General features: G+C 69.7%; 22 protein-coding genes. 13 read left to right on the top strand and 9 right to left on the bottom strand.

What is annotated here, in order from left to right:
* Positions 1-208 precede the first annotated feature (208 nt).
* Positions 209-811, top strand: coding sequence for a DUF4232 domain-containing protein (locus M2283_RS19125; protein WP_280877480.1), 603 nt, complete (start codon positions 209-211; stop codon positions 809-811).
* Positions 812-878: 67 nt separating this feature from the next.
* Here M2283_RS19125 and M2283_RS19130 read toward each other — a convergent pair whose 3' ends face one another.
* The 5 genes from M2283_RS19130 to M2283_RS19150 all read right to left on the bottom strand — a co-directional run bounded on the left by M2283_RS19130 (position 879) and on the right by M2283_RS19150 (position 7,512).
* Entirely contained in the window at positions 879-2,270 is a 1,392-nt protein-coding gene (locus M2283_RS19130; protein WP_280877481.1) for an alpha-amylase, read from the bottom strand.
* Between the two features lie 120 nt (positions 2,271-2,390).
* Entirely contained in the window at positions 2,391-4,070 is a 1,680-nt protein-coding gene (locus M2283_RS19135; protein ID WP_280877482.1) for a glycoside hydrolase family 13 protein, read from the bottom strand.
* Positions 4,071-4,252: 182 nt separating this feature from the next.
* Positions 4,253-5,149 carry a sugar ABC transporter permease gene (locus M2283_RS19140; protein ID WP_280877483.1) on the bottom strand — a complete coding sequence of 299 codons (897 nt, stop codon included), beginning with the start codon at positions 5,147-5,149 and terminating at the stop codon, positions 4,253-4,255.
* Between the two features lie 13 nt (positions 5,150-5,162).
* The gene (locus M2283_RS19145) at positions 5,163-6,158 is read right to left on the bottom strand and encodes a carbohydrate ABC transporter permease (protein ID WP_280877484.1); all 996 of its coding nucleotides are present in this window, start codon (positions 6,156-6,158) and stop codon (positions 5,163-5,165) included.
* 85 nt (positions 6,159-6,243) lie between these two features.
* A complete protein-coding gene (locus tag M2283_RS19150; RefSeq protein WP_280877485.1) occupies positions 6,244-7,512 on the bottom strand; it encodes an extracellular solute-binding protein in 1,269 nt (422 codons plus the stop codon).
* 309 nt (positions 7,513-7,821) lie between these two features.
* Here M2283_RS19150 and M2283_RS19155 point away from each other — a divergent pair, with 309 nt between their 5' ends.
* The gene (locus tag M2283_RS19155; RefSeq protein ID WP_280877486.1) at positions 7,822-8,856 is read left to right on the top strand and encodes a LacI family DNA-binding transcriptional regulator; all 1,035 of its coding nucleotides are present in this window, start codon (positions 7,822-7,824) and stop codon (positions 8,854-8,856) included.
* A 131-nt stretch (positions 8,857-8,987) separates the two neighbouring features.
* Entirely contained in the window at positions 8,988-9,851 is an 864-nt protein-coding gene (locus tag M2283_RS19160) for a phosphatase PAP2 family protein (protein ID WP_280877487.1), read from the top strand.
* A gap of 53 nt (positions 9,852-9,904) precedes the next feature.
* Here M2283_RS19160 and M2283_RS19165 read toward each other — a convergent pair whose 3' ends face one another.
* Positions 9,905-10,807 carry a LysR family transcriptional regulator gene (locus tag M2283_RS19165; protein WP_280877488.1) on the bottom strand — a complete coding sequence of 301 codons (903 nt, stop codon included), beginning with the start codon at positions 10,805-10,807 and terminating at the stop codon, positions 9,905-9,907.
* Between the two features lie 71 nt (positions 10,808-10,878).
* Here M2283_RS19165 and M2283_RS19170 point away from each other — a divergent pair, with 71 nt between their 5' ends.
* Positions 10,879-11,832 (top strand): DMT family transporter, encoded by a 954-nt coding sequence (locus tag M2283_RS19170; RefSeq protein WP_280877489.1) that lies wholly within the window; start codon positions 10,879-10,881, stop codon positions 11,830-11,832.
* Here the strand turns inward: M2283_RS19170 and M2283_RS19175 are convergent.
* The gene (locus M2283_RS19175; RefSeq protein WP_280877490.1) at positions 11,811-14,822 is read right to left on the bottom strand and encodes a bifunctional [glutamine synthetase] adenylyltransferase/[glutamine synthetase]-adenylyl-L-tyrosine phosphorylase; all 3,012 of its coding nucleotides are present in this window, start codon (positions 14,820-14,822) and stop codon (positions 11,811-11,813) included. The two genes, M2283_RS19170 and M2283_RS19175, sit on opposite strands and share 22 nt — an antisense overlap.
* 155 nt (positions 14,823-14,977) lie before the next feature.
* Complete coding sequence (locus M2283_RS19180) at positions 14,978-15,874, bottom strand: hypothetical protein (RefSeq protein ID WP_280877491.1); 897 nt, start codon at positions 15,872-15,874, stop codon at positions 14,978-14,980.
* Positions 15,875-16,078: 204 nt separating this feature from the next.
* Between M2283_RS19180 and M2283_RS19185 the strand changes: the two genes are divergently transcribed.
* From M2283_RS19185 to M2283_RS19210, 6 genes are all read left to right on the top strand, one after another.
* Positions 16,079-16,813, top strand: a complete 735-nt coding sequence (locus M2283_RS19185; RefSeq protein ID WP_280877492.1) for a helix-turn-helix domain-containing protein — start codon at positions 16,079-16,081, stop codon at positions 16,811-16,813.
* Positions 16,814-16,902: 89 nt separating this feature from the next.
* Entirely contained in the window at positions 16,903-17,415 is a 513-nt protein-coding gene (locus tag M2283_RS19190) for a pyridoxamine 5'-phosphate oxidase family protein (protein WP_280877493.1), read from the top strand.
* 64 nt (positions 17,416-17,479) lie between these two features.
* On the top strand, positions 17,480-17,920 hold the full coding sequence (locus tag M2283_RS19195; protein ID WP_280877494.1) for a VOC family protein: 441 nt from the start codon (positions 17,480-17,482) through the stop codon (positions 17,918-17,920).
* A gap of 179 nt (positions 17,921-18,099) precedes the next feature.
* Positions 18,100-19,029, top strand: a complete 930-nt coding sequence (locus tag M2283_RS19200) for an alkaline phosphatase family protein (protein ID WP_280877495.1) — start codon at positions 18,100-18,102, stop codon at positions 19,027-19,029.
* A gap of 1 nt (position 19,030) precedes the next feature.
* The gene (locus tag M2283_RS19205) at positions 19,031-20,389 is read left to right on the top strand and encodes an MFS transporter (RefSeq protein ID WP_280877496.1); all 1,359 of its coding nucleotides are present in this window, start codon (positions 19,031-19,033) and stop codon (positions 20,387-20,389) included.
* Complete coding sequence (locus M2283_RS19210; RefSeq protein WP_280877497.1) at positions 20,386-21,405, top strand: TolB family protein; 1,020 nt, start codon at positions 20,386-20,388, stop codon at positions 21,403-21,405. The genes M2283_RS19205 and M2283_RS19210 overlap by 4 nt, the downstream gene beginning before the upstream one ends.
* A 27-nt stretch (positions 21,406-21,432) precedes the next feature.
* On the opposite strand, the gene glnA is transcribed toward M2283_RS19210, so the two are convergent.
* Positions 21,433-22,794 carry a type I glutamate--ammonia ligase gene (glnA, locus tag M2283_RS19215; protein WP_280877498.1) on the bottom strand — a complete coding sequence of 454 codons (1,362 nt, stop codon included), beginning with the start codon at positions 22,792-22,794 and terminating at the stop codon, positions 21,433-21,435.
* A gap of 324 nt (positions 22,795-23,118) precedes the next feature.
* On the opposite strand from glnA, the gene M2283_RS19220 reads away from it, so the two are divergent.
* From M2283_RS19220 to M2283_RS19230, 3 genes are all read left to right on the top strand, one after another.
* Positions 23,119-23,787: a DUF3105 domain-containing protein gene (locus M2283_RS19220; RefSeq protein ID WP_280877499.1), complete on the top strand. Its 669-nt coding sequence runs from the start codon at positions 23,119-23,121 to the stop codon at positions 23,785-23,787.
* Positions 23,784-24,410, top strand: coding sequence for a DUF305 domain-containing protein (locus tag M2283_RS19225; protein ID WP_280877500.1), 627 nt, complete (start codon positions 23,784-23,786; stop codon positions 24,408-24,410). Before M2283_RS19220 ends, M2283_RS19225 begins: the two co-directional genes overlap by 4 nt.
* Positions 24,411-24,647: 237 nt before the next feature.
* The gene (locus M2283_RS19230) at positions 24,648-26,606 is read left to right on the top strand and encodes a S53 family peptidase (protein ID WP_280877501.1); all 1,959 of its coding nucleotides are present in this window, start codon (positions 24,648-24,650) and stop codon (positions 26,604-26,606) included.
* Positions 26,607-26,700: the final 94 nt, after the last annotated feature.

The raw sequence follows: 26,700 nt of genomic DNA on the forward strand, positions 1-26,700 counted from the left end.
CCTTGCGATGACGACTCAGTCGGGTCCGACCCCGGCGTGACCGTATCGCCGACGCAAGGGTTGCAGCAATAGGCGTGAAAGCTGCGGAAAGAACTTTCAGCGCAGGCGGGAGATTTTCCTGCGAACTCCTCCGAACAAAACCGCCGCACCGCGCATCGAACCTTGTGTAGGGGAACAGAGGAACGAGCAGGAGCGGAGCACCATCACCATGAACGAGCACCCGAACACCACCGACCGGACCGGCACCGCCAAGCACCGCGCCAACCGCAGGTTCGGCCGCCCGGTGCTCGCCGTGGCCGCCGTCGCAGGACTGGGACTCGCGGCCTGGGCCGGTACCGCACAGGCCGCGACCCCCAGCGCCACGAGCGCCGCGAAGGCCACTCCGACCTGCTCCGCCGGCGCGCTCAAGGCGTCCTTCGGCAAGCAGCTCGCCGGCGGCATGAACCACCAGGGCGTCGTCATCACCCTGCGCAACCTCAGCGGCAAGACCTGCGCGCTGCGCGGCTACCCCGGCCTGGGCCTGGAAAACTCCGCGCACAAGAAGCTCACGGCCCACACCCACTGGGGCAACACCTGGTACGCGCACAACCCCGGGAAGAAGACCCTCACCCTCAAGGACGGCCAGAGCGCCGAGGCGGTCGTCGCCTGGACCCACGCCAACACCGGCACCTCGGGCGCGGTGCATGCCTCCTACCTGGAGATCACCCCGCCGGCCGCCACCCAGCACAAGACGCTGGCCTTCCCCCGCTGGGTCGACCACGGCGACCTCTCCGTCACGGCGTTCGCCAAGCACATCAACGTCACGTCCTGACCTCCGCGGCACCGCCGGCGGGGGTGCCCCGGACTCGCACCCCCGCCGCCCATCCGATCCGTACAGCTCAGCAGGCCGACTTCCCGGCATAGATCGCCAGTGCCGTGTTGCTGCCCAGGGTGGCCGTGAACTGGCCCGAACCGTTCACCGTCACCGTCGTGTTGTTCTGCACGTTGCAGTACGTGCCCGCCGCGAGGGACGTCTGGTAGGTGCGGGACAGGCTGCCGGACTCGTGGTTGATGGCGACGTATCCCTTGCTGCCGCGGCCGAAGGCGATGGCGTCGTTGCCGTTGTCCCACCAGTCCGTCATGGCCTGGCCGCGCGCGGTGTTGCGGAAGGCGACCATGGACTTGATCTCCGGCCAGGCGTGCTGGCACTTCCAGCCGTCCTGCCAACAGGCCGTCACCGAGCCGCCGTTGGGCGGTCCGGCGTCCGCGTCCGACCACTCGTAGCCGGAGTCGATGTCCGGGGCGCCGTACGGGTAGGCGAGCATGAAGACGTTGGCCAGCGTGTAGTTGGCGCCGTCCTTGTAGTTGAGCGTGGAGCCGTTGCGCTCGGTGTCGTGGTTGTCGACGAAGACACCGGCGACCGAGCTGCTCAAGTACCCCCAGCCCTCGCCGTAGTTCTTCAGATAGGCGAGGTTCTCGTTGTTGAAGACCCGCTTGAGGTCGTAGGCGTACCGGAACTCCTGCACGTCACCGTTGCCGGTGTACTCGGTCGGCTGGACGGCCTCCCCGCTGCCGTAGATGACCTCCTGCTTCCAGTACGCGGAGGGGTTGCTCAGCCGGGACTTGATGTTCGCCAGGTCGGCGGTGTCGATGTGCTTGGCCGCGTCGATGCGGAAGCCGTCGACACCGAGCGTGAGCAGGTCGTTCAGGTACCCGGCGATGGCCGACCGCACGTAGTTCTCACCGGTGTCCAGGTCGGCCAGGCCCACGAGTTCGCAGTGCTGCACGTTCCAGCGGTCCTGGTAGTTCGAGACCTGGGAGGTGCAGTCGTCGAAGTCGGAGGAGGAGTACAGGCCCGGGTAGTTGTACTTGGTGTACGACGACCCGCCCGTGCCGGTGCCGCTGCCCGCCGACATGTGGTTGATGACGGTGTCGGCGACCACCTTCACACCGGCCGCGTGACAGGTGCTGACCATGTTCTGGAAGGCCGTGCGGTCACCGAGACGGCCCGCGATCTTGTACGACACCGGCTGGTACGACGTCCACCACTGCGAGCCCTGTATGTGCTCGGCGGGCGGGGAGACCTGGACGTAGCCGTAGCCGGCGGGGCCGAGGGTGTTGGTGCACTCCTTGGCGACCGAGGCGAAGTTCCACTCGAAGAGGACCGCGGTGACGTCCTTGGTGCCGGGCGGCGAGGCCTGCGCAGCCGTCGGGGTCATGACAAGGGAGAGCGAAAGAGGAAGAGCTGCGGCCGTGAGGGCGAGGCCGCCGGAGAGGGTTCTGCGTGCCATGTGGGGCTCCTTCGTCATTGAAGGTTCTTGCTGAAAACTTTCAACTACCTTGCGGTGACGGAGATGTTAAAGGCCCGCCGCCCAAAAGGGCAGCGGGCCGTGTGAAGTTGCTGCAAGAAATTACGGCGTCGTGGTCCACCACACCGTCGTGTCGGCGGGCACCTTCGCCTCACCGTCCGTCTCGCCGATCTCCCCGCTGGCGAGCAGCACCCGGCCGTGCACCGGAGTCGTCACCGACTCCCCGCTCGTGTTCGCGACACACACGAACTCCCCACGCCGGAAGGCGAGTACGCCCTCGGGTGCCCGCAGCCACTCCACCGAGTCACCCGCGCCCAGGTCGGGCTGGGTGCGGCGGGCGGCGAGCGCGGACCGGTACAGCTCAAGCGTCGAGCCGTCCGCCCCGGTCTGCGCCTCGATGCTCAACTCGCCCCAGCCGTCCGGCTGCGGCAGCCAGCTGCCCCCGCCGCCGAAGCCGTACGACGAGCCCTCGCGGGTCCACGGGATCGGCACCCGGCAGCCGTCGCGGAAGCCGTCCTGGCCCGCGCCCCGGAAGTACGCCGGGTCCTGGCGCACCTCGTCCGGCAGGTCGACGACGTCCGGCAGGCCGAGCTCCTCGCCCTGGTAGACGTAGGCGGAACCGGGCAGGGCGAGCATCAGCAGGGTGGCCGCGCGGGCCCTGCGCAGGCCCAGCTCCCGGTCCCCCGCCGTGCGGATCTGGGTGCCGAGGCCGGGCGGGTTGGCGAAGCGGGTGGCGTGCCGGGTGACGTCGTGGTTGGACAGGACCCAGGTGGCGGGGGCGCCGACCGGGCGCATGGCCTCCAGCGTCCGGTCGATGACCGTACGCAGTTCCTTCGCGTCCCATTCGGTGCTCAGGTACTGGAAGTTGAAGGCCTGGTGGAGTTCGTCGGGGCGGACGTAGTTGGCCGTGCGCTCGACGGTCGGGGTCCATGCCTCGGCGACGAAGATGCGCTCGCCGGCGTACTCGTCGAGGACGGTGCGCCACTGCCGGTAGACGGCGTGCACGCCGTCCTGGTCGAAGAACGGCATGACATCGTTGCCCAGTAGCTTGACTTGGTCGTGCGAGCCGAGGTCGGGCAACCCCGGTGCCTTCACCAGGCCGTGGGCCACGTCGATGCGGAAGCCGTCGACGCCCATGTCGAGCCAGAAGCGCAGGATGGAGCGGAACTCGTCGCCGACGGCGGGGTGGTCCCAGTTGAAGTCGGGCTGTTCGGGGGCGAAGAGGTGGAGGTACCACTCGCCCGGGGAGCCGTCCGGTTCGGTGACCCGCGTCCAGGCCGGGCCGCCGAAGATGGACTCCCAGTCGTTGGGCGGGAGTTCGCCGCTCTCACCCTTGCCGGGGCGGAAGTGGTAGCGGTCGCGCAACGACGAGGCGGGTCCCTCGCGCAGCGCCCGCTTGAACCACTCGTACTGGTCCGAGGAGTGGTTGGGCACGAGGTCGACGATGATCCTCAGCCCCAGTTCGTGGGCGTCCCGGATCAGTGCGTCCGCGTCGAGGAGGTTGCCGAACATGGGGTCGACGGCCCGGTAGTCGGCGACGTCGTAGCCGGCGTCGGCCTGCGGGGAGGCGTAGAAGGGGCTGAGCCACACGGCGTCCACGCCGAGGTCGCGCAGGTACGGGAGTCGGGAACGTACGCCTTCCAGATCGCCCATGCCGTCGCCGTCACTGTCGGCGAAGCTGCGCGGATAGACCTGGTAGATCACCGCGTCCCGCCACCAGTCGCTGCGCGTGGCCTTGGCGGAGTTTGGTGCCGGGGCGATGACGGAGTGCTGCTTGGTCATGGCGTCCTTGGTACGTAACGGGGTTTTGGGCATGGGGAGTTGGAGACGAGGCGGCCGCGGTGACAGCGGGGTCGGATGGTCACCGCGACCGCCACCCGCGCCCCGTAGGGGGCGCGGGGAACTGCGCGACCGGCCACGATGGCGCCGCAGACAACCGACGGCCCTCATGGCTGAACCGGCGGTCAGCCCTTCGTGCCGCCTGCCGTCAGGCCGGTCACCAGGTTCTTCTGTACGAGGTAGAAGAACGCGGAGACCGGTATCGCGATCAACACCGCCGTCGCCGCCATGAGGTTGCGCTGGGCGTCGTGTTCGCTGACGAAGCTCTGCAGGCCGACCGCGAGGGTGTACTTCTGGTCGTCCAGCATGAACGTCGTGGCGAAGGCGACCTCGCCGAAGGCGGTGATGAAGCTGTAGAACGCGGCGACCGCGAGACCTGGCTTGGCGAGCGGCAGGATCAGCCGCGCGAACGTCCCGAAGGGGCTCAGCCCGTCGACGCGTCCGGCCTCGTCGATCTCGAACGGGATGGTGTCGAAGTACCCCTTGAGGAGCCAGGCGCAGTACGGCACCGCGGTCGAGCAGTAGACGAGGATCAACCCAAGGTAGCTGTCGATGAGTTGCAGGTCGGCCAGGATCTGGTACATCGGCACCATGAGTACGGCCACCGGGAACATCTGGGTGACCAGCAGCACCCACATGAACTTCCGGTAGCCCGGAAAGCGCATACGGGAGACCGCGTATCCGGTGGTCGCGGCGACGAAGACGCCGAGGACCGTGGTGCCGAGCGAGACGATCAGCGAACTCTTCAGCCAGTCGAAGAAGTTGGTGTGCTGAAGGACGAACGCGTAGTTGTCGACCGTCATCTTGGACCAGATGCCGCCGGGGTGCAGATAGTCGTCCTTGTCCGGGCCCAGCGACAGGAACACCAGCCAGGCGACCGGGAACAGCGCGACGACGCTCGCTCCGAGCAGGATGCCGTGGGAGACGAGGGAGCCGGCGCGGCTGTTCTCGCCGCGGCGCCGGGTGCGGACCGTGGCCGGGGGCTCGACGGTGGCGGGGGTCTCGACAGTGGTCGTACTCATGGAAGCTCCCGCCTCAGATCGCGAGTTGCTGGTCGTTGCGGTTGAGCCAGCGGCGGTAGAAGGACGTGAAGACGATCAGGATGGCCAGCAGCAGGATGCCGTAGGCGGCGGACTGCGCGAAGTCGCGCGGCTGTTGCCCGAAGCCGAGGTAGTAGGCCCAGGTGACCAGGATCTGCGCGTCGGGGGCGGTGTTGCCGAACAGCAGGAAGATGACGGCGAACTGGTTGAAGGTCCAGATGATGCCGAGGAGTACGACGGTGGAGCTGACCGACCTCAGCCCCGGCAGGGTGACGTACCGGAAGCGCTGCCAGGCGGTGGCGCCGTCCATCTCGGCGGCCTCGTACAGGGATCCGTCGATCGACTGCAGGCCGCCGAGCAGGGAGACCATCATGAACGGCACCCCGCACCAGGTGTTGACCATGATGGCGGCGAACCGCTGCCAGAAGGTGTCCTCCAGCCAGGCGGGACTCGGCAGGTGCAGTGCGTCCAGGGCGGTGTTGATGATGCCGCCGTCCGCGAGCATGAACCGCCAGCCGAAGACGGTCACGAAGGTCGGCACGGCCCAGGGCAGCACGAGGATCAGCCGGTAGAAGGTGCGGCCGCGCAGCTTCTGGTTGAGCAGCAGCGCCAGGCCCAGGCCGATCGTGTAGTGCAGGGCGACGCAGAGCGCGGTCCAGGCGATCGTCCAGATGAAGTGCGACCAGAAGCGGTCGTAGGACGTCGGGCCGAACAGGATGTCCTTGTAGTTGTCGAGCCCGATGAACTTGTAGGTGGCGTCGATGTGGTTGACGCCGATCGTGCGCGCGGTGTTGAGGCTGTTGGCGTCGGTGAGGGTCAGATAGAGGCCGTACACCAGGGGGTAGAGCACGAGGACGCCGAGCACGACCACCACCGGGGCGATCATCGCGTACGCGTACCAGTACTTCTGGTAGCTGTGTCTGAAGCGCCCGCCCCGCGGCGCTCGGTCACCGCGGCGCTTGCCGGTCGCGCGGTCGATGGCGACTGTCATGGTTCAACACCTTCTGAAGGACAGGCCGGTGACCGCCGGATCGCTCCCCCGGTGCTGCCAGGGCGATCCGACGGTCACGCGGGGCTCACTTGCTGAAGTCCGGCACCAGCTTGGCGATGGCCAGTTCAGCGTTGCTGAGGCCCTTGTCCAGGGACTCCTTGCCGCCGGCGATCTTCGGCAGCTCGGTGTCCAGCGGGGTCCACAGGGAGCTGTACTCCGGCAGCGCGGGCCGCGGTTGGGCGGCGGGCAGGACCGTCTGGAAGCCGGCGATGCCCGGGTCGGCCTTGACCTCGGCGGTGTAGGCGTCGTCGCGCGTGGGCAGCGTGGAGTTCTTCAGGGCGATCTGCGACTGCGACTTGGCGGAGGCCATGAAGTTGACGAACTTCAGGGCCGCCTTCTGGTGCTTGGCGTCCGAGCCGGCGTAGACGGACAGGTTGTGGCCGCCGGTCGGGGCGCCCGCCTTGCCGGTGGAGCCGGCCGGGACGGTGGCGATGCCGAGGTTGGCCTTGTCCTTGAACGCGCTGCCCTTGTAGAAGTTGGTGATCTCCCACGGGCCCTGGACGATCGCGGCGACCTTGCCGTTGACGAACGCGTCCTGGATGTGGGCGTAGGCGTCGGCGGTGGTGTCGGCCTTGTGCAGGCCCTTGCCGGAGAACAGCCCCTGCCAGGTGCCGTACGCCTTCTTCGCGGCGGCCGAGTCGACGGTGATCTTCTTGGCGGCGGCATCCACGGTGTCGGTGCCCTCGCCGTAGAGGAAGCTCTGCGCGTAGTAGGCCTGGGTGGAGCCCCAGTAGCCGTCGACACCGGTCTTGCTCTTGATGGTGGCGGCGGCGGTCTTGAGGTCGTCCCACGTCTTGGGGGCCTCGATGCCGGCCTTCGCGAAGAGGGCCTTGTTGTAGACCAGCGCGAGGGTGTCGGTGACCAGCGGGACGCCGTAGGTCTTGCCGTCGTACTGCGCCTGCTTGATCAGGTTGGGCTGGAACTTGGCCTGGTCCGCGAGGGCCTCGGTGCCGTCCAGCGGCAGGAAGTAGCCCTTCTTGGCGAAGGCGGGGGTCCAGCCGACCTCCGAGCGCAGCACGTCCGGGGCGCCCGTGGCGCCGGCGGCGGTGTCGAACTTGTTCTGCGCCTGGTCGAAGGGGACGTTGACGTACTTGACCTTGACGTCCTTGTTGGCGGCCTCGAACTGCTTCACCAAGGCCTGGTAGGTAGGCGCCTCGTTGGTGGCGTTGGAGGTGTCCCACCAGGTGATGGTGACCGGGCCGTCCGCCTTGTCGCCGCTGTCGCTCCCGCCGCACGCCGTCGCCGCGAGAGCGAGGGACGCCATCAGCGCGGTGGCCGCTATGCCACGCCGCATGAGTTCTCCTTGAGGGTGAAAGCCCGTGTGGTGCTGCCGACTGCGCCGTTGCGGCGGCCGGGCGATTGGGAACGTAACAGCGTTGCAAGGATGACGAAAGACCTTGCAGCAAAAAATTGCAAGACGGCCGGAGAGTTACCCGCGTGTGACCTGACCTCGATCCCCCTGAAGGCACCTATTGAAGCGGCTGAGCGGGTCGGAGACACTTGTGCAAGACTCTGCAAGCTCTTGCCGTGTACCGACCAGGACATGAGGATCGCTATGAGGCAGCAACCCGCGGCGGGCCGACGGCCGGTACAGTCCACCCCCGTGACCACACGGCTTGCCGACATCGCCGCCCAGGCGGGGGTGAGCGAAGCGACGGTCAGCCGGGTCCTCAACGGCAAGCCGGGCGTCGCCGCCACCACCCGCCAGTCCGTGCTCGCCGCGCTGGACGTGCTCGGCTACGAGCGCCCGGTCCGGCTGCGACAGCGCAGCGAGGGCCTGGTGGGGCTGATCACCCCGGAGCTGGAGAACCCCATATTCCCGGCCCTGGCCCAGGTCATCGGACAGGCGCTGACCAGGCAGGGCTACACCCCCGTGCTCGCCACCCAGACCCCGGGCGGATCCACGGAGGACGAGCTGACGGAGATGCTGGTGGACCGCGGGGTCGCCGGCATCATCTACGTCTCCGGACTGCACGCCGACACCACCGCCGACATGGAGCGCTACGACCGGCTGCGCGCGCAGGGCGTGCCGTACGTGCTGGTGGACGGCTTCTCGCCGAAGGTGCAGGCGCCCTTCATCTCCCCCGACGACCGCGCGGCGATGACGCTGGCGGTCACGCATCTGGTGTCCCTGGGCCACACCCGGATCGGACTCGCCCTGGGACCCAAGCGGTTCGTGCCGGTGCAGCGCAAGATCGAGGGCTTCGTGCGGGCCCTGCAGGACCTGTTGGGACTGGGTGCGCAGGAGGTCGAGACGGAACTCGTCCAGCACTCGCTGTACACCCTGGAGGGCGGCCAGGCCGCCGCCGCCGCACTGATCGAGCGCAACTGCACGGCGGTGGTGTGCGCGAGCGACATGATGGCCCTGGGCGCGATACGCGCGGTCCGCCAGCGCGGTCTGGACGTCCCGCGCGACGTCTCGGTGGTGGGCTTCGACGACTCCCCGCTGATCGCCTTCACCGACCCACCGCTGACCACGATCCGCAAGCCGGTGCCCGCGATGGGGCAGGCGGCGGTCCGCACACTCCTTGAGGAGATCGGCGGGACGCCCGCTCCGCACAGCGAGTTCGTGTTCATGCCTGAGCTGGTGGTACGGGGTTCGACCGCCTCGGCACCCGGAGAGCGCGGTCGTCCCTAGGGCGGAGAACCCGGGGTGTCGACCGGTTCGCTGGTAGTAGGGCGGGGTGTCTTCCCGTCGTAGGAAGTGCGGCCCGAACCCGCCCAGGGGATGATCGGTCGAGGAAGGCGTTTCTGGCAGACTTTGTGTCTATGGGTGAGTCGACCGTGACCAGTCTGGAAGACCGTGAGCAGACGGCCGTTCCCGACCCCGGCACGGCCGGACGACGGCCGGGGTTCCTGCGTCGGCTGCGTACTCCGCGCCGGCCGCGGCTGTGGTTCGAGATCCTGCTGATCGGCGTCAGTTACTGGACGTACTCGCTGATCCGCAACGCGGTTCCGGAGCAGCGCGGCGAGGCGCTGCGCAACGCCGACTGGATCTGGAAGGTCGAGCACCATCTCGGCATCGCCGTCGAGGAGTCGATCAACCACGGTGTGAACTCGGTGACTTGGCTCATCGTCGGCATGAACTACTACTACGCGACACTGCACTTCGTGGTGACCCTGGGCGTGCTGGTGTGGCTGTACCGCAGCCATCCGGGCCGCTACGCGGCGGCGCGCATGGTCCTGTTCGCCACCACCCTGGTCGCGCTGGTCGGTTACTACCTGTATCCGCTCGCCCCGCCCCGGCTGATGAACGGCAGCACGTTCGTCGACACCGTGATGGTCCACCAGACCTGGGGTTCGATGGCGTCCGGCGATCTCAAGCACATGTCGAACCAGTACGCCGCGATGCCGTCCATGCACATCGGCTGGTCCCTGTGGTGCGGGCTGACGATCTTCACGCTGGCCAAGGTGCCGTGGGTGCGCGTGCTGGGCCTGCTCTACCCGACGGCGACGCTGCTCGTCATCGTCTCCACCGCCAACCACTTCTGGCTCGACGCGGTCGGCGGCATGCTCTGCCTCGCCTTCGGCTTCGCCGTGGCCCGCATCTGGTACGGCGCCCTGCCGTACACCCTGCCCCAGCTGCCACCGGCGAGGGCCACGGGCAAGCGCCTGCTGCCGAGGAAGGCGTAGCCGCGGGCGAACGCGTAGCGGCCACGGAACCCGGCCCGCCCGGCAGTTCAGTTCTACGACGCCTCCGACTCCCCCGCCGCCGCCCGCAGCGCCTCCAGGAACGTGCGCAAGGCCGGCTGGAGCGGTGCCGACTCCCGTACCGCCGCGCTGATCGTGCGGGTCGGCTCCGGGCGCCGCACCTCGCGCAGCACCACCTGCGGATGCCGGCCGCCGCCCAGCCCCAGCCGTGGGATGAGGCTCACCCCGAGGCCCGCCGCGACGAAGCCCTGCGCGGTGACGTAGTCCTCGCTCTCGACCACAAACCTGGGCCGGAACCCGGCGGCCTCGCACGCGCTCAGCTGGGCGTCCAGGCAGGGCCCCGGCCACTCGCTGCCGACCCAGGGCTCCTCGGCCAGCTCCGCCAGCTCCACGGTCCGCCGGGCCGCGAGCCGGTGCCTCTTGGGCAGGACGGCGAGGTAGGGATCGTCGAGCAGATGCAGCAGCCGTACGCCGGTGGCCTGCCGCTCTCCGCCCACCACCAGCGCGAGATCCGCCCGCCCCTCGCGCACGTCCGGCAGCGGATCCTCGGGGTCGATCAGCTTCAACTCGACCTGTACGTCCGGGTGTTCGGCCCGCATCCGGGCCACCGCCGGAGCGACGAGCGCCGACCCTGCAGTCGCGAAGTACCGCACCGACAGCCGTCCCGTGCGCCCCGCGAGCAGATCGGCCAACGCGGTCTCCGCCTCGGCGACTTGTCGGCCGATGGCATCGGCGTACTCGGTGAGCAACAGCCCCGCCGCCGTCGGCCGCACCCCCCGCCCGGACCGCTCAAGAAGGGCCGCACCGGCCTCCTTCTCCAGCGCGGCCACCTGCTGACTCACCGCGGAGGGCGTGTACCCGAGGCTCGCAGCCGCCGCCGTCACCGACCCGCTGCCGACCACCGTCCGCAGCACCTGCATCCGTCGCACATCCAGCATGTAGGAGAGGTTAACAGTGCCTGCATAATCTTTCACTTGTCCTTACGGCCCCTGCGGGCCACCGTAGAGCCATGCCGCTTGCCTCCTCGCTCCGCATGGCCGTCCTCGCCCTTCTCTGGGGCTCCGGGTTCCTCTGGATCAAACTCGCCCTCGACCACGGCCTCACCCCGGCCCAGATCACCATCGCGCGCTGCGCCCTGGGCACGGCCGTACTCCTGCTCCTGGCTCGCCGAGCAGGTCAGTCCCTGCCCCGCTCACGCAAGGTATGGGGCCACCTCGTCGTGGCCGCGCTCTTCTGCAACGCGCTGCCCTTCGCCCTGTTCGGCCTGGGCGAGCAGACGGTCGACTCGGGTGTCGCCGGCGTCCTGAACGCCACAACTCCCCTGTGGTCCCTGCTCATCGGCGTCGCCCTCGGCACCGACCGCGGCCTGGGCCGGGCCCGCCTGACCGGCCTCTTCCTCGGTTTCGCCGGTACGGTGCTGATCTTCGCCCCCTGGCACCGCTCGGACCTCTTCGGCTGGGGCGCCCTGGCCCTGCTGGCCGCCGCCGCGAGCTACGCCGTGGCGTTCGCCTACATGGCCCGCCATCTCACAGCCCGCGAAGCGCCGTTGGCCGTCTCGGCGGCCCAACTCCTCACAGCCACCGGCTGGAGCGCCCTGGCCCTCCCCGTCGTCGGCCACCTGCACCCCGACCTCACGGCCCTCCTCGCCGTCACCGCCCTGGGCATCCTCAGCACAGGCGTCACCTTCTACCTCAACTACCGCCTCATAGCGGACGAGGGCGCGACCAACGCGGCGACCGTGGGCTACCTGCTGCCGGTGGTGTCGGTGACACTGGGCGCGCTGGTCCTGGACGAGCGGGTGGGCTGGCGGGTGGTGGCGGGCATGGCGGTGGTCCTGGCGGGCGTCGCCCTCTCCAGCCGACGCCGCGTGGAAGCGCCCCGCAGGGGCGCGGGGAACTGCGCGCCCAGCCCTCACTCGGTGGCAGCCGACGAACAACCCTCCTATATCGCCGCAGCCCCGTAGAACAGCTCGTCCACAACTGCCCGTGCCCGACGCGCCGTACGGCGATACGCATCGAGCATGTCCCCCGCATGCCCAGGCCCGTACCCCAAGTACCGCCCCACGGCGGCCAGTTCACGACTTTCAGAGGGAAACGTGTCCCCGGCCCGCCCCCGCACCAACATCACGGCATTGCGAACCCGAGTCGCCAACACCCAGGCCTCATCCAGTATTTCGGCGTCCTCACCGGACACAAGACCGGCGGCGCAAGCCGCGGCCAACGCCTCCCGAGTCCGCGTGGTCCGCAGCCCCGGCTCCACCCACCCGTGCTGCAACTGAAGCAACTGCACGGTCCACTCCACGTCGGACAACCCACCGGGCCCGAGCTTGGTATGCAGCTTCGGATCGGCGCCGCGAGGCATCCGCTCCGACTCCATCCGAGCCTTCAACCGCCGGATCTCCCGCACCGCGTCGTCCCCGAGCCCCTCGGCCGGATACCGCAACGGATCGATCAGCTCGATGAACCGCTGCCCCAGGTCCGCGTCCCCGGCGACGGGTTCGGCCCGGAGCAACGCCTGCGACTCCCATCCCAAGGACCACCGGCGGTAGTACGCCTCGTAGGAGTTGAGCGTCCGCACCAAGGGCCCGGACTTGCCCTCGGGGCGCAGGTCGGCGTCGATGAGCAGCGGCGGGTCCGCACTCGGTACCTGGAGCAGCCGGCGCATCTCGGAGACGACCTTGTTGGCGGCCTCCGAGGCCTCCCGTTCCGGCACCCCCTCGCGCGGCTCGTGCACGAACAGGACGTCGGCGTCGGAGCCGTAGCCGAGTTCGTGGCCGCCGAAGCGGCCCATGCCGATGATCGCGAACCGGGTCGGCAGGGTGTCGCCCCAACCGCCCCGCACCACCGCGCGCAGCGTGCCCGCGAGGGTCGCCGCCGTGAGGTCGGAGACCGCGCCGCCGACCCGGTCCACCAGGGCGCCCTGGTCGGCCTCGACGGGGTGGGTGTCGGTGCCGTAGGAGCCGACGATGTCGGCGGCGGCCGTGCGGAACAGTTCCCGGCGCCGTACCCCGCGCGCGACGGCGACCGCCTGTTCGGCGTTGTCGGCGCGGCCCACCCCGGCGAGGACCTCCTGCTCCAGGTGGGCCCGGGCGCGCGGCTTCAGGCCACCGCCGTCCCCGCCGCCGTCGCCGAGCAGGGCCACCGCTTCCGGTGCCCGCATCAGCAGGTCGGGGGCGAGGCGGCCGGCGGACAGCACGCGGGCGAGGTTCTCGGCGGTGGCGCCCTCGTCGCGCAGCAGCCGCAGGTACCACGGTGTCTTGCCCAACGCGTCCGAGACCTTGCGGAAGTTGAGCAGTCCCGCGTCCGGGTCGGCGGAGTCGGCGAACCAGCCGAGCAGCACCGGCAGCAGCGTCCGCTGGATCGCCGCCTTGCGGGTCACTCCGGACGCCAGCGCCTCCAGGTGCCGCAGGGCGGCGGCCGGGTCGGCGTAGCCGAGGGCGACCAGTCGCTCGCGGGCCGCCAAGGGGCTCAACCGGGCCTCGCCGGGGGCCAGTTGGGCGGCGGCGTCGAGGAGCGGGCGGTAGAAGAGCTTCTCGTGCAGGCGGCGTACGACGGACGCGTGCCGGCGCCACTCGCGGGTCAACTCGGCGACCGGGTCGGCGCGCAGGCCCAGGGAGCGGCCGAGGCGGCGCAGGTCGGCCTGGTCCTCGGGCACCAGGTGGGTGCGGCGCAGTCGGTAGAGCTGGATGCGGTGTTCCATGGAGCGCAGGAACCGGTAGGCGTCGTCGAGTTGGACCGCGTCGGCCCGCCCCACGTACCCGCCCGCGGCCAGTGCCTGGAGCGCGTCCAGTGTGGTGCCGCTGCGCAGGGAGGCGTCCGCCCGGCCGTGCACCAACTGCAAGAGCTGCACGGCGAATTCGACGTCTCTCAGTCCCCCCGGACCGAGCTTCAGTTCGCGGTCGACCTCGGTGAGGGGGATGTTCTCGACGACCCGGCGGCGCATCTTCTGCACGTCGGCGACGAAGTTCTCGCGCTCGGCCGCCTGCCAGACCATCGGGGCGAGGGCGGTGACGTACTCCTCGCCCAACTCCAGGTCGCCGGCCACCGGGCGGGCCTTGAGCAGGGCCTGGAACTCCCAGGTCTTGGCCCAGCGTTGGTAGTAGGCGAGGTGGCTGCTGAGGGTGCGGACCAGGGGGCCGTTGCGGCCCTCGGGGCGGAGGTTGGCGTCGACGGGCCAGATGGAGCCCTCGACAGTGGTCTCGGAGCAGATCCGCATCATGTGCGAGGCGAGTTTGGTGGCGGCCCTGATCGCCTTGCCCTCGTCGGCGCCCTCGGCGGCCTCGCCGACGAAGATGACGTCGACGTCCGAGACGTAGTTCAGCTCGTGGCCGCCGCACTTGCCCATCGCGACCACCGCGAGCCGGCACAGCGCGGCGTCGTCGGGCGCGGCGGCACCGGCGATGGCGAGCGCGGCGCGCAGGGTGGCGGTGGCGAGGTCGGCGAGTTCGGCGGCGGTCTGGGCGAGGTCGGTGGTGCCGCACACGTCACGGGCGGCGATGGACAGCAGGCAGCGGCGGTAGGCGACGCGCAGGGTGACCGGGTCGGTGGCCTCGGCGAGCCCCCGCTCGAACTCCTCGACGCCCGGGTGCAGATCGCGCGGCTCGTAGGTGACGAGCGCGTGCCAGTCGTGCGGATGCCGGGCCAGGTGGTCGGCGAGCGCGGAGGAGGCACCGAGCACACCGAGCAGCCGGTCGCGCAGCGGCTTGGCCGCTATCAACGTGTCGAGCAGCGTCCGCCACGCGGTGGTGTCCGGCTGGGCCTCCAGCAGCCGGACCAGCCCGAGCAACGCGAGATCCGGATCGGCGGTCGCCCCCAGCGCCTCCAACAACACCGGATCATTGCGCACGGGCGTCAGCTCGCCACTCTCCAGCAGCCGCTCGGCCGCCGAGGGATCGGTGAAACCGTGCCGCAGCAGCCGCGAAAAGGTACTGCTCCTGCGCCCCGGCGCCGTCATCCCGGCCTCCCGTCCCGTCCACCGTCGTACGCCTGTCGGATCAAGGTCGTACGAGGTCGAGCCTAACCGGAGAGCCTGGGGGAAGCGCCGGGACGGAACGGCGGTTTCGCCGGGCGGACGACCCCGCCCCGGGCCACTTCAGGGGACCGCCCCCCTCAGCGGGCGACCACCAGTGTCGCCGGGCGGGTCGGGTCCAGGAGGACTCGGTCGCCCGGGGTCGGCGCGGTGCCGTCCGTGGGTGGCAGAGCCGCCGATGTGGTGGGGTGGCCGGCGAGCGGGACGAGTACCTGGCGGACCGTTCCTGGGGTGCCGCCCGGGCGGGTGGCGTACTGGACGTCGAGGCACAGGCCGCTCAGCCGGGCGAGGGCGTCGGGGACATCCGTGCCCGTCGCGACCTCCGGGAGGACCGCGTGCCGAGCGGTGTCCGCGTCGAGGCTCGCGCACGCGCGCGTGCCGAGCGGCGGCGGTACGGGCTGTCCGGACCGACCCCCGTGCGGTCCGGACAGCGTGAGCACCGTGGGCTCGCCGACGGCGGAGTCGGTGACGTCGACGCGGAGCGTGTCGCGGCGCAGCCACCGCAGCGACTGCCCGTCGAGCTCGGCCCGCACCCAGCTCGCGGTGTCGACGAGGAACCCGGTCTCCACCGCCGACTCGTCCGGCGGCAACAGTTGAGGCGCCCGCCCGCGCGAGGCCCGTTCCGTACCGGAGTCGGGCCAGTGCCGCAGCACCACCAGCAGCCGGTCCCCGGGCCGGTCGAACCGGTGCGTGCGACCGCCGGTCACGGAGAAGCTCCCGGCCGCGGTGGCCGCCGCGCGGGAGCCACCGGTGAGCTGGACGCCACCGCGGGCGTCGAGGGTGAAACGCAGGGTGGTGAAACGCGGGGCCGAGCCGCCCTTGTCGTCCTGCGCCGAGGCGGCCGCGGCGGTGACGGACGTCGTCCCGTCGCAGCCGGTGGCGAGCAGGACGGCGGTCAGGGCGGCGGCGCCGGTGGCGAGGGCCGCGACGCGATGCGGGCGGGGATCGTTGCGTTGTGGATGTCGGTCGTTGCACATGAGGTGCCTCCGTTCGAGCCGACCGCTTCGGTGGTCGTGCCTACGGCCGGAGAGGTCGTCGAGGTCGCGGCCGAAGAGGTCGTACATATCGACAGTGGGCGCTTCGATCGCCGTATCCCATACGGCATTTGGCGAATCTCCGCGAAACGGGCGTCCGGGGCGCGTAGCGTCGTAGGGACGTAGGACCGGCCCAGGGAGGCCGTCATGACTCCGCCCTTCACCACCGCCGAAACCCATCTGCGCCGCATGGCGGACGTCCTGAACGAGGCCCGGCAGGATCTCGCGGAGGGCGTGGCCCCGATGTCCCTGCTCCTCGGGCTGCAACGGCTCGTCCCCTGCGAGTGCGTGGGCTTCTCCGAGCTGGACGTCCCGACCAGGACCGGCTGGAACGAGCGGTGCACCCCGTACGACGAGGACCAGGGCCCGATGGAGGCGTACTGGCGCTGGCGCCACCAGCACCTCCAGTGCGAGCAGGTCTCCAGGCCGCACGACACCCCCGAGACGACGCAGATGGCGGACTTCGTATCGGCGTACAGACTGCGGAACCTGCCGATCTACACCGAGTTCCTGCGCCCCTGCCCCACCATCGCGGACGTCGCCCTGCCCACCGCGCCGGGCCGCACCCGGGTCTTCCAGCTGTTCCGCACGGACGGGCAACCCTTCAAGGACCACGAGATGACCACGCTGCGGCTGCTGGCCCCGCACCTGTACGAGATCTACCTGGCGGCCGCCCGCAGGCGCCGCACCCCGGTGCGGCTGACCGACCGGGAACTGGACGTCCTGCGCTGCGTGGCCCTCGGCATGACCACCCCGCAGATCGCCGAGCAGCTCTGCGTGGCGCCCAGTACCGTCCGTAAGCACCTGGAGAACGCGTTCGGCCGGCTCGGCGTGTCCAGCCGTACCGCGGCGGTGGCACGGGTGTTCCCGGAGTACGCCTGACGGGCGGGCGATGAGTTCTCGCGGCCGGGGCGGTCACCACCTCATGAGCACGGTCATCGCCTCATGCGCCGGTACGAGGAGGACACCCCATGACGGACCACGACCCGCAGACCCGTCTCGACCCCCGCTACAGCGACCCGGCGGCCACCGCGACCGACTGGGCCGCGGCCGAGGAGCGGCTCCGGGCGGCCGAGTTGTTCTGGATCTCGACGGTACGGCCTGACGGGCGGCCGCATGTGACGCCCTTGCCGGCGGTGTGGGCGGACGGGGCGCTCCACTTCTGCACGGGGCCCGAGGAACGTAAGGCGAAGAACCTGGCCGAGAACCCGCACGTCGTGCTGACGACCGGCACGAACACCTGGGACAAGGGGCACGACCTGGTCGTCGAGGGCGAGGCCGTGCGGGTCACCGGCGAGGGGCGACTGCGGGAGCTGGCCGCCGCTTGGGAGGCCAAGTACGGCAGTTTCTGGCACTTCGAGGTGCGGGACGAGGCCTTCCACCACGGCCCCGGGCACGCTTTCGTGTTCGCGGTGGCGCCCCGCACCGTTTTCGGCTTCGGTAAGGGGGAGCCGTTCAGCCAGACGCGGTGGCGCTTCGAGTGACGTACGCGGAGACGTACGAGAGGTGTTCCACCCGCGTACGACAGCCTGCGACAAAGGAGTCGTTATGGACATGACCCTCGAAGTGATCCTCATGCCGGTCACCGACGTGGACCGGGCCAAGGAGTTCTACCGGGACAAGGTCGGCTTCCACGTGGACCTCGACGGTGAGGTGATGGAGGGCGTACGGATCGTGCAGCTCACGCCGTCCGGCTCGGGGTGTTCGATCGCGCTGGTCGACGGGCTCCCGGTGCCGACGGGGACGCCGCAACCGGGGACGTACCACGGGATGCAGCTGTGCGTGACGGACGCGAAGGCGGCGTACGAGGAGCTGACCGCGCGCGGTCTGGAGGTCACCGAGCCGCAGCAGTTCGCACCGCAGGACGGGGCGACCTTCATGTACTTCAAGGACCCGGACGGCAACGGGTGGGCGATCCAGGAGTACCGCAAGCGGGAGACGGAGCCGCTGCACCAGGTGCTCGCTCAACTGGCGGCCGGGCGGGAGTAGTTCGCCCGACTTCCGGACGGGATCGCTCTCCCGTCTTCCGGGTGGGAGTAGTTCATCCGGTCTTCATGCTTCCGGTCGGGTGACGTGGGGCGGGAGAATCTTGGCGTGTGCATGCTCAATCAGTAATCCGCACCGCCGCCCCCGCTCTTCCCCCCACGCTTCCCCCACCGGAGGTCGATGTGTCCGGCAGCTCCGCCCGTTCCAGCTCCGCCCGTTCCAGTTCCGCCCGTTCGACGTTGCGCCGCAGCCGTACCGCCGTGGCGGCCGCGCTCGCTTTCACGGCGACGGCCGTCGGTCTGTGGACCGGTCTCGGCGGTTCCCCGTCCGCGCACGCCGCTGGCACCGTGCCGAACCCGGACCACGTGGTCGTGGTGGTCTTCGAGAACCACGCCTACAGCCAGGTGATCAGCTCCTCCAGCGCGCCGTACATCAACTCGCTCAGGACCGGCGGCGCCGACCTCAGCCAGTCGTACGCCGAGACCCACCCGAGCCAGCCCAACTACTTCGCCCTGTTCTCCGGCTCCACCCAGGGCGTCACGGACGACAGTTGCTACACGCCCGGCTTCTCCTCGGCAGCCAACCTCGCCTCCGAGGTGCTCGCGGCCGGCGGCACCTGGGCCAGCTACAACGAGACGCTGCCCAGCCAGGGTTCGACGACGTGCAGCAGCGGCACCTATGCCCGCAAGCACAACCCCTGGTTCGGCTTCAGCAACGTGCCGACGTCCACCGCGAAGACCTTCGCGCAGTTCCCGACCGACTACGCGACCCTGCCCGACGTGTCCTTCGTCGTGCCCAACCTGTGCAGCGACATGCACGACTGCTCGGTGTCCACCGGCGACACCTGGCTGAAGAACAAGCTGAGCGCGTACGCGACTTGGGCCAAGACCCACAACAGCCTGCTCGTCGTCACCTTCGACGAGGACAACCGGCTGGCCGGCAACCGCATCCCGACGGTCCTGTACGGCCAGCCGGTCACGGCCGGTTCGACCTCGTCCACCACCTACAACCACTACGACCTGCTGCGCACCCTGGAGGACTCGCAGGGCCTGACCACCCACGCGGGCAACGCGGCCTCGGCCAAGGACATCACCGGCATCTGGACGTCCTGACGTGTACGTAGCGGACAGCCGCGCGAGCACCCCGACGGCGTCCGTGGAAGGTACCGCCCGGCGTTCACGCGCCGGGCGCTACCGCACCACGATCGCCCCCACCGTCCTCGCGCTCGGCACGGTCAGTCTGATCACCGACGTGTCCTCGGAGATGGTGACGGCGGTCCTCCCGCTGTACCTGGTGACGGGCCTCGGCCTCTCCCCGCTGGGCTTCGGCCTCCTTGACGGCGTCTACAACGGCTTCTCGGCGCTCGTCCGCCTGGCCGGGGGCCACCTGGCCGACCGCGGCGACGGCCGGCACAAGTGGGTGGCGGGCCTGGGCTACGGCATCTCGGCCGCCTGCAAACCCCTGCTCCTGCTCGCGCACACCCTCACCCCCATCGGCCTGATCCTGGCGGCCGACCGCACCGGCAAGGGCCTGCGCACGGCCCCGCGCGACGCCCTGATCTCCCTCTCCTCCACGCCCGAGACCCGTGGCCGCGCCTTCGGAGTGCACCGCGCGATGGACACGGCGGGCGCGCTGCTCGGCCCGCTGGCGGCGTTCCTGATCCTGCGGGCGACGGTGGACGGCTACGACGCGGTGTTCACGGTGAGCTTCTGCGTGGCGGTGCTCGGGGTGCTGGTGTTGGTGCTGTTCGTGCCGGGCGGGTCGGCGCGGGGGCCGGGGGCGGGGTCTGTGCCGGTGCCGGTGCCGGTGCCGGTACCAGTGTCTGTGCCGGGCGGATCGACATCAGCCCCGGAGTCGCCCCAACGCCCCACCCTGCGCGCAGCGTTGGGCCTCCTCGGCCGTCGCGACCTGCGCCGCATCACCATCTGCGCCCTGCTCCTCGGCCTGGCCACGGTCAGCGACTCCTTCGTCTACCTCCTCCTCCAGCACCGACTGGGCGTCCCCGACCGCTGGTTCGCGCTGCTCCCGCTGGGCACAGCGGCGGCGTTCCTGCTCCTCGCACTGCCGCTGGGCCGGCTGGCGGACCGGGTCGGCCGCCGACGCGTCTTCGTGGCCGGCCACGGCGCACTGCTCCTGGCGTACGCCCTCCTCCTCACCTCCTGGCACGGCCCCGCCCTCCCCTACGCCGTCCTGCTCCTGCACGGCGGCTTCTACGCGGCGACGGACGGCGTGCTGATGGCGGCGGCATCGGAGAACGTGCCGGAGCGGCTGCGTTCCTCGGGCCTCGCCGTGGTCCAGACCGGCCAGGCACTGGCCCGCTTCGTCTGCTCACTCGGCTTCGGCGCCGCGTGGACCCTGTGGGGCGATCGCACTGCCCTGCTGACGGCGACGGTGGTGCTGGCTGCGTGCGCGGCCTTCTCCGCCGTATCCCTGCGCCCGGCGCGCCCGGCGAAGGAAAGGCTCGCGACATGACCGTACGCAACCGCGTCCTCGTCCTCCTGGCGGCCGTCCTCGCACTCGCCGTCGTAGCGGTGGCGTCGATCCTGCACGCGTCGGCACGCGCGGACCGCAGGAACGAGACCCAACCGGGCGGCCCGAAGGTGACCTCCGGCCCAGTCACCCTCACCACCCCCGGCCGCATGGTCTTCCGCAACATGGCCTGGGGCCCGCACCGCGACGAGTTGACGACGGTCCCCGCGTCCGCCCCCGCCGGCCCGCGCGTGGCCTCCGGCGTGAAATGCCTCCGCTTCTACGCGGCCGCCGGCACCGGCGTCTGCCTCCAGTCGGTCCACGGCCCCGTCGCCGACACCTACCGCGCCCTGATCCTCGACACCCACCTCAAGGAGACGGCCCACTACGACGTCCCGGGCATCCCCTCCCGCGCCCGCGTCTCCCCGACGGGCCACTTCGCCGCGTGGACGGCGTTCGTGGGCGGCGACTCATACGCGGGTACGAACTTCTCGACCCGAGCAGCGATCGTGGACGTCCGCACGGGCAAGCTGATCCCGTCGCTGGAGGCCTTCCGCATCGTGAAGAACGGCCACCGCTACCATTCGGCGGACGCCAACTTCTGGGGCGTGACGTTCACGTCGGACGACAACACCTTCTACGCGACGCTGGCGACAAAGGGCCGGACATACCTGGTCCAAGGCGACCTACGAACCCGCACGGTGACAACGCTCCACGAGAACGTCGAATGCCCGTCCCTCTCCCCCGACGGCACGCGCATCGCCTACAAGAAACGAGTGAAGGGCCTCCCGAAGGACGCCCCCTGGCACCTGTACGTCCTGAACCTCCGCACGATGCGCGAAACCCCGTTGTCGGAACCCCGCAGCGTCGACGACCAGGCCGCCTGGCAGAACAACCACACCCTGGTCTACGCCCTGCCCGGCGACTACGGAGCCGACCTCTACGAGCTCCCGGCAGACGGCACGGGAAAGCCGCGGCGCATCAGCACCGCGGCTGTGTCCCCTGCGTTCGTCGAGTAGAGAACGTCGACCGAGACCTTCGGTGGGCTAGAGAACCGGCAGGTTCTTCCGCAGCTCGAACGCCGTGACCTCGCTGCGGTACTCCTCCCACTCCGACTTCTTGTTGCGCAGGAAGAAGTCGAAGACGTGCTCGCCCAGGGTCTCGGCCGCCAGGTCGCTGCGTTCCATGAGGGTGAGGGCCTCGCCCAGGTTCTGGGGGAGGGGCTCGATGCCCATCGCGCGGCGTTCGGCGTCCGAGAGGGCCCAGACGTCGTCCTCGGCGCCCGGGGGGAGTTCGTAGCCCTCTTCGATGCCCTTCAGGCCGGCGGCCAGGAGGAGGGCGTAGGCCAGGTACGGGTTCGCGCCGGAGTCCAGGGAGCGGACCTCCACGCGGGCCGAGCCCGTCTTGCCGGGCTTGTACATCGGGACGCGGACCAGGGCGCTGCGGTTGTTGTGGCCCCAGCAGATGTAGGAGGGGGCCTCGCCGCCGGCGCCGGCCGTGCGCTCCGAGCCGCCCCAGATGCGCTTGTAGGAGTTGACCCACTGGTTGGTGACCGCGGAGATCTCCGCCGCGTGCTTCAGCAGACCCGCGATGAAGGAGCGGCCGACCTTGGAGAGCTGGTACTCCGAGCCCGACTCGTAGAAGGCGTTGCGGTCGCCCTCGAAGAGGGAGAGGTGGGTGTGCATACCGGACCCGGGGTGCTCCGAGAACGGCTTCGGCATGAACGTCGCCTGCACGCCCTGCTCCAGCGCCACCTGCTTCATGACCAGGCGGAACGTCATGATGTTGTCCGCCGTGGAGAGCGCGTCGGCGTAGCGGAGGTCGATCTCCTGCTGGCCCGGGGCGCCCTCGTGGTGGGAGAACTCGACCGAGATGCCCATCGACTCCAGCATGGTGATCGCCTGGCGGCGGAAGTCCATGCCGATGTTCTGGGGGGTGTGGTCGAAGTAGCCGGAGTTGTCGGCGGGGGTCGGGCGGGAGCCGTCCAGCGGGCGGTCCTTCAGCAGGAAGAACTCGATCTCCGGATGGGTGTAGAAGGTGAAGCCCAGGTCGGAGCCGCGGGTCAGGGCGCGCTTGAGGACGTAGCGCGGGTCCGCGAAGGACGGGGAGCCGTCCGGCATGAGGATGTCGCAGAACATCCGGGCGGTGCCGGGGGCCTCGGCGCGCCACGGGAGGATCTGGAACGTCGACGGGTCGGGCTTGGCGATCATGTCGGACTCGTAGACCCGGGCGAAGCCCTCGATCGCGGAGCCGTCGAAGCCGATGCCCTCGTCGAAGGCCTGTTCCAGTTCCGCGGGGGCCACGGCGACGGACTTCAGGAAGCCCAGCACGTCCGTGAACCACAGGCGTACGAACCGGATGTCGCGCTCCTCCAGTGTCCGGAGCACGAACTCCTGCTGCTTGTCCATCTTCCGATTCCCCATCCTTGCTGGTCAGGCCGCCTGCCCCAGGTCACGCGGGAGGCGGTCGGGCACCTGAGCATCCCACCACAACAGCATTTCATGCGCGTTGCCGACCATGATCGGCCGGGCGACTGAGACCTGAACGGCTCCGATACGGCAGGTGTACGACTCTCAGGCCATCTTGCCTGCTCGGACCGGTATCCGTAATGCCCGGCCCGTACTGATCCGGGCAAACCCAGGGTTGGCTGTGACCCACCTACGAAAGGTTTCCCCTCCCCCACTACGATCAGCGGACCGACCGGCCACCTTTTCCCCAGAAGGACACACCTCATGGGTTCCGCCAAGGCGAAGAACAGCAACAGTGCGGCCCGCAAGGCGCGTATAGAGGAGATGCAGCGCGCGGAGCGGGCCCGTGAGCGGCGCACCCGGATCCTGACGATCGGCGCGAGCGTGGTCGTCGTCGCCGGTCTGATCGTGGGTGGCGTGTTCGTGGTGAAGTCGCAGAGTGACAAGGATGACACCGCGTCCGACTCGAAGACCTCGGGGCACTTCGTCACCGGCAAGGACGGGGTGAAGACGTGGAAGGGGACGCTGGGCCGTACCCACGTCGCCAAGACGGTGAAGTACCCGACCGAGCCCCCGGTGGGCGGCAACCACAACCAGGTCTGGATGAACTGCAACGGCGACGTCTACGCCAAGGCGCTCAACAACATGAACGCCGTGCACTCGCTGGAGCACGGCGCGGTGTGGGTGACGTACACGAGCAAGGCCTCGAAGGCGGACGTGGACGCGCTGGCGGCGAAGGTGAAGAAGACGCCGTACACGCTGATGAGTCCGGACGACAAGCAGCCCGCCCCGATCATGCTGACCGCGTGGGGCAAGCAGCGCACGGTGACGAGCGCGAGCGACCCGAACGTGGACAAGTTCTTCGCGGAGTTCGTGCAGGGCAAGCAGACCCCGGAGCCGGGGGCCGCGTGCACGAACGGCCTGTCGCAGTGAGGCAGTTCGGTCTGATCGCGGGGGCCGCGGCGGTGGCGCTGGTCGCGGCCGGCGGGATCACCTACGCGGTAGCCGAGGACGGCGGCGGATCCGGTACGAGCGTTCCGGCCGCCGACTCCGCGGACGCCGGGTTCGCCCGGGACATGGCGGTGCACCACCAGCAGGCCGTGGAGATGTCGTACATCGTGCGCGACCGCACGAAGGACACGGACGTACGTCGTCTTGCATACGACATCGCGCAGACGCAGGCCAACCAGCGGGGCATGCTCCTTGGCTGGCTGGACCTGTGGGGGCTGCCGAAGGTGTCGGCGGATGCGCCGATGACGTGGATGGGCATGGGTGACATGGCCTCCGGCAAGGACGGCTCGCTGATGCCGGGGATGGCGACCAACACCGAGATGAAGAAGCTCGGGAAGCTCAACGGCAAGCAGGCGGAAGTCTTCTATCTGCAGTTGATGACCGACCACCACAAGGGCGGTATCCACATGGCCGAGGGCTGTGTCGCCAAGTGCTCGGTCGATGTGGAGAAGCGGCTCGCGCAGGGCATGGTCGACGCGCAGCGGTCGGAGATCCAGTTGATGGGGGACATGCTCAAGGAGCGGGGCGCGAAGGCGCGTTCGTAACCTTCCGGAAAGATCGGGACCGAACGAAAGCCCCAATTCACCCATCCTGGCCGTTCCTTGAGGTTCTCTTGGCATTCGCAGAGGTTCTCTTGGCTTTCGCATTCCCCTGGCATGAACGGTTCATCGCAAGAGTGACCCCTACCGTTTGATCCAATTCCGTGCCCCGCCGCGGCGCGGTTCTCCGAGGATCATCGGCGACCGACCACACATGCGAAGAACCGCATCGCAGGGGGTTCCATGAGATCCAACCGCGCCAAGTCGCGTGCCGTGGTGAGTATGGCGGCAACACTGCCCATGCTCGCCGGCGCGCTGGCGCTCGGCATACCCGCGGCCCACGCCGCGGACAACCCGGGCCGCGACTCGCTGGCGGGCACCAAGCCCACCTGGGCCACGGCCAAGGCGGACAAGGGGGCCACCTCCAACGGCTCCCAGGTCTCGCTGCGGGTGTACCTCGCCGGCAAGGACGCGAACGGCCTCGCGGCCTACGCGAAGGCCGTGTCCGACCCGAACTCGGCGGCGTACGGCAAGTACCTGAGCGCCAAGCAGGTGCAGGCCCGCTTCGGCGCGACCAAGGCCCAGGTGGCCGCGGTCAAGTCGTGGCTGACGTCCACCGGACTGAAGGTCACCGGTGTCTCGCAGCACTACGTCTCCGTCTCCGGTGACGTGGCCGCCGCCGAGAAGGCGTTCGGCACCCAGCTGCACAACTACACCAAGGGCGCCAAGACCTACCGCGCGCCCTCGAAGTCGGCCTCCGCGCCGGACAGCCTGAACGGTGCCGTCCTGACCGTCACCGGCCTGGACAACGCTCCGCACAAGGCGAACCACGACGATCAACTGCCGGGTCCGACCGCGGTGTTCAAGAACGCGGGGCCGTTCTCCTCGTACTACGGCTCCAAGACCGCGACCTCGCTGCCCAGCGCGTACGGCAAGAAGATCCCGTACGCCGTGCAGGGTTACACCGGCAAGCAGCTGCGCGCCGCCTACGGCGCGGGCAAGTACACGGGCAAGGGCGTGCGCGTCGCCATCACCGACGCCTACGCCTCGCCGACCATCGCCTTCGACGCGGCCACCTATGCGAAGAAGCACGGCGACGCCGGCTGGAAGACCGGTCAGCTGCACCAGGTGCTGCCCGACAACTACACGAACACGGGCGCCGACGAGTGCGACGCCTCGGGCTGGTACGGCGAGGAGACCCTCGACGTCGAGGCCGTGCACGCGGTCGCGCCCGCGGCGGACGTCACGTACGTGGGCGGCGCGTCCTGCATGGACGACGACCTGCTCGACTCGCTGAGCAAGGTCGTCGACAACCACCTGGCCGACATCGTCTCCAACTCGTGGGGCGACATCGAGGCCAACCAGACCCCGGACCTCGCGGCCGCCTACGACCAGGTGTTCCAGCTGGGCGCGGTCGAGGGCATCGGCTTCTACTTCTCCTCCGGTGACAACGGCGACGAGGTCGCCAACACCGGTGTGAAGCAGGTCGACACCCCGGCCAACTCGGCGTGGGTGACGGCGGTCGGCGGTACCTCCCTCGCCGTCGGCAAGGGCGACAAGTACCTGTGGGAGACCGGCTGGGGCACCCAGAAGGCCAACCTGTCGGCCGACGGCAAGAGCTGGACGTCCTTCCCGGGCGCCTTCACCTCGGGTGCGGGCGGCGGCACCAGCAAGACCGTCGCCGAGCCGTACTACCAGAAGGGTGTCGTCCCGAACGCGCTCGCCACGGCCAACAACGCCGCCGGCAACCGCGTCGTCCCGGACATCTCGGCGATCGCCGACCCGAACACCGGTTTCAAGGTCGGCCAGACGCAGACCCAGGCGGACGGTTCGGAGCAGTACAGCGAGTACCGCATCGGCGGCACCTCGCTGGCCTCGCCGGTGATCGCGGCCGTCCAGGCCCTGGCCCAGCAGGCGCGCGGCGGCAAGGCGATCGGTTTCGCCAACCCGTCGATCTACGCCAAGTACGGCTCGAAGGCGTACCACGACGTCACGGACAACCCCACGGGCTCCGGCCTGGCGGTGGCCCGCGTGGACTTCGCCAACGGCTACGACGCCACCGACGGCCTGCTGACCTCGGTCCGCAGCCTCGGCAAGGACAGCTCGCTGTCCGCGGTGAAGGGCTACGACGACGTGACGGGCGTGGGCACGCCCGCGGGCGGCTACGTCCAGTCGTTCGTCAAGCCCAAGGGTCACCACTGATCCCTTAGCGGTACGGGTCACCTGTAATGGGGTGGCGTGGGGCGCACCACTCCCCACGCCACCCCATTGCGTCGCTGTGACGATTACACTGGCC

The sequence above is a fragment of the Streptomyces pseudovenezuelae genome (assembly GCF_029892565.1).
GTDB classification, from domain to species: Bacteria; Actinomycetota; Actinomycetes; order Streptomycetales; family Streptomycetaceae; genus Streptomyces; species Streptomyces pseudovenezuelae_A.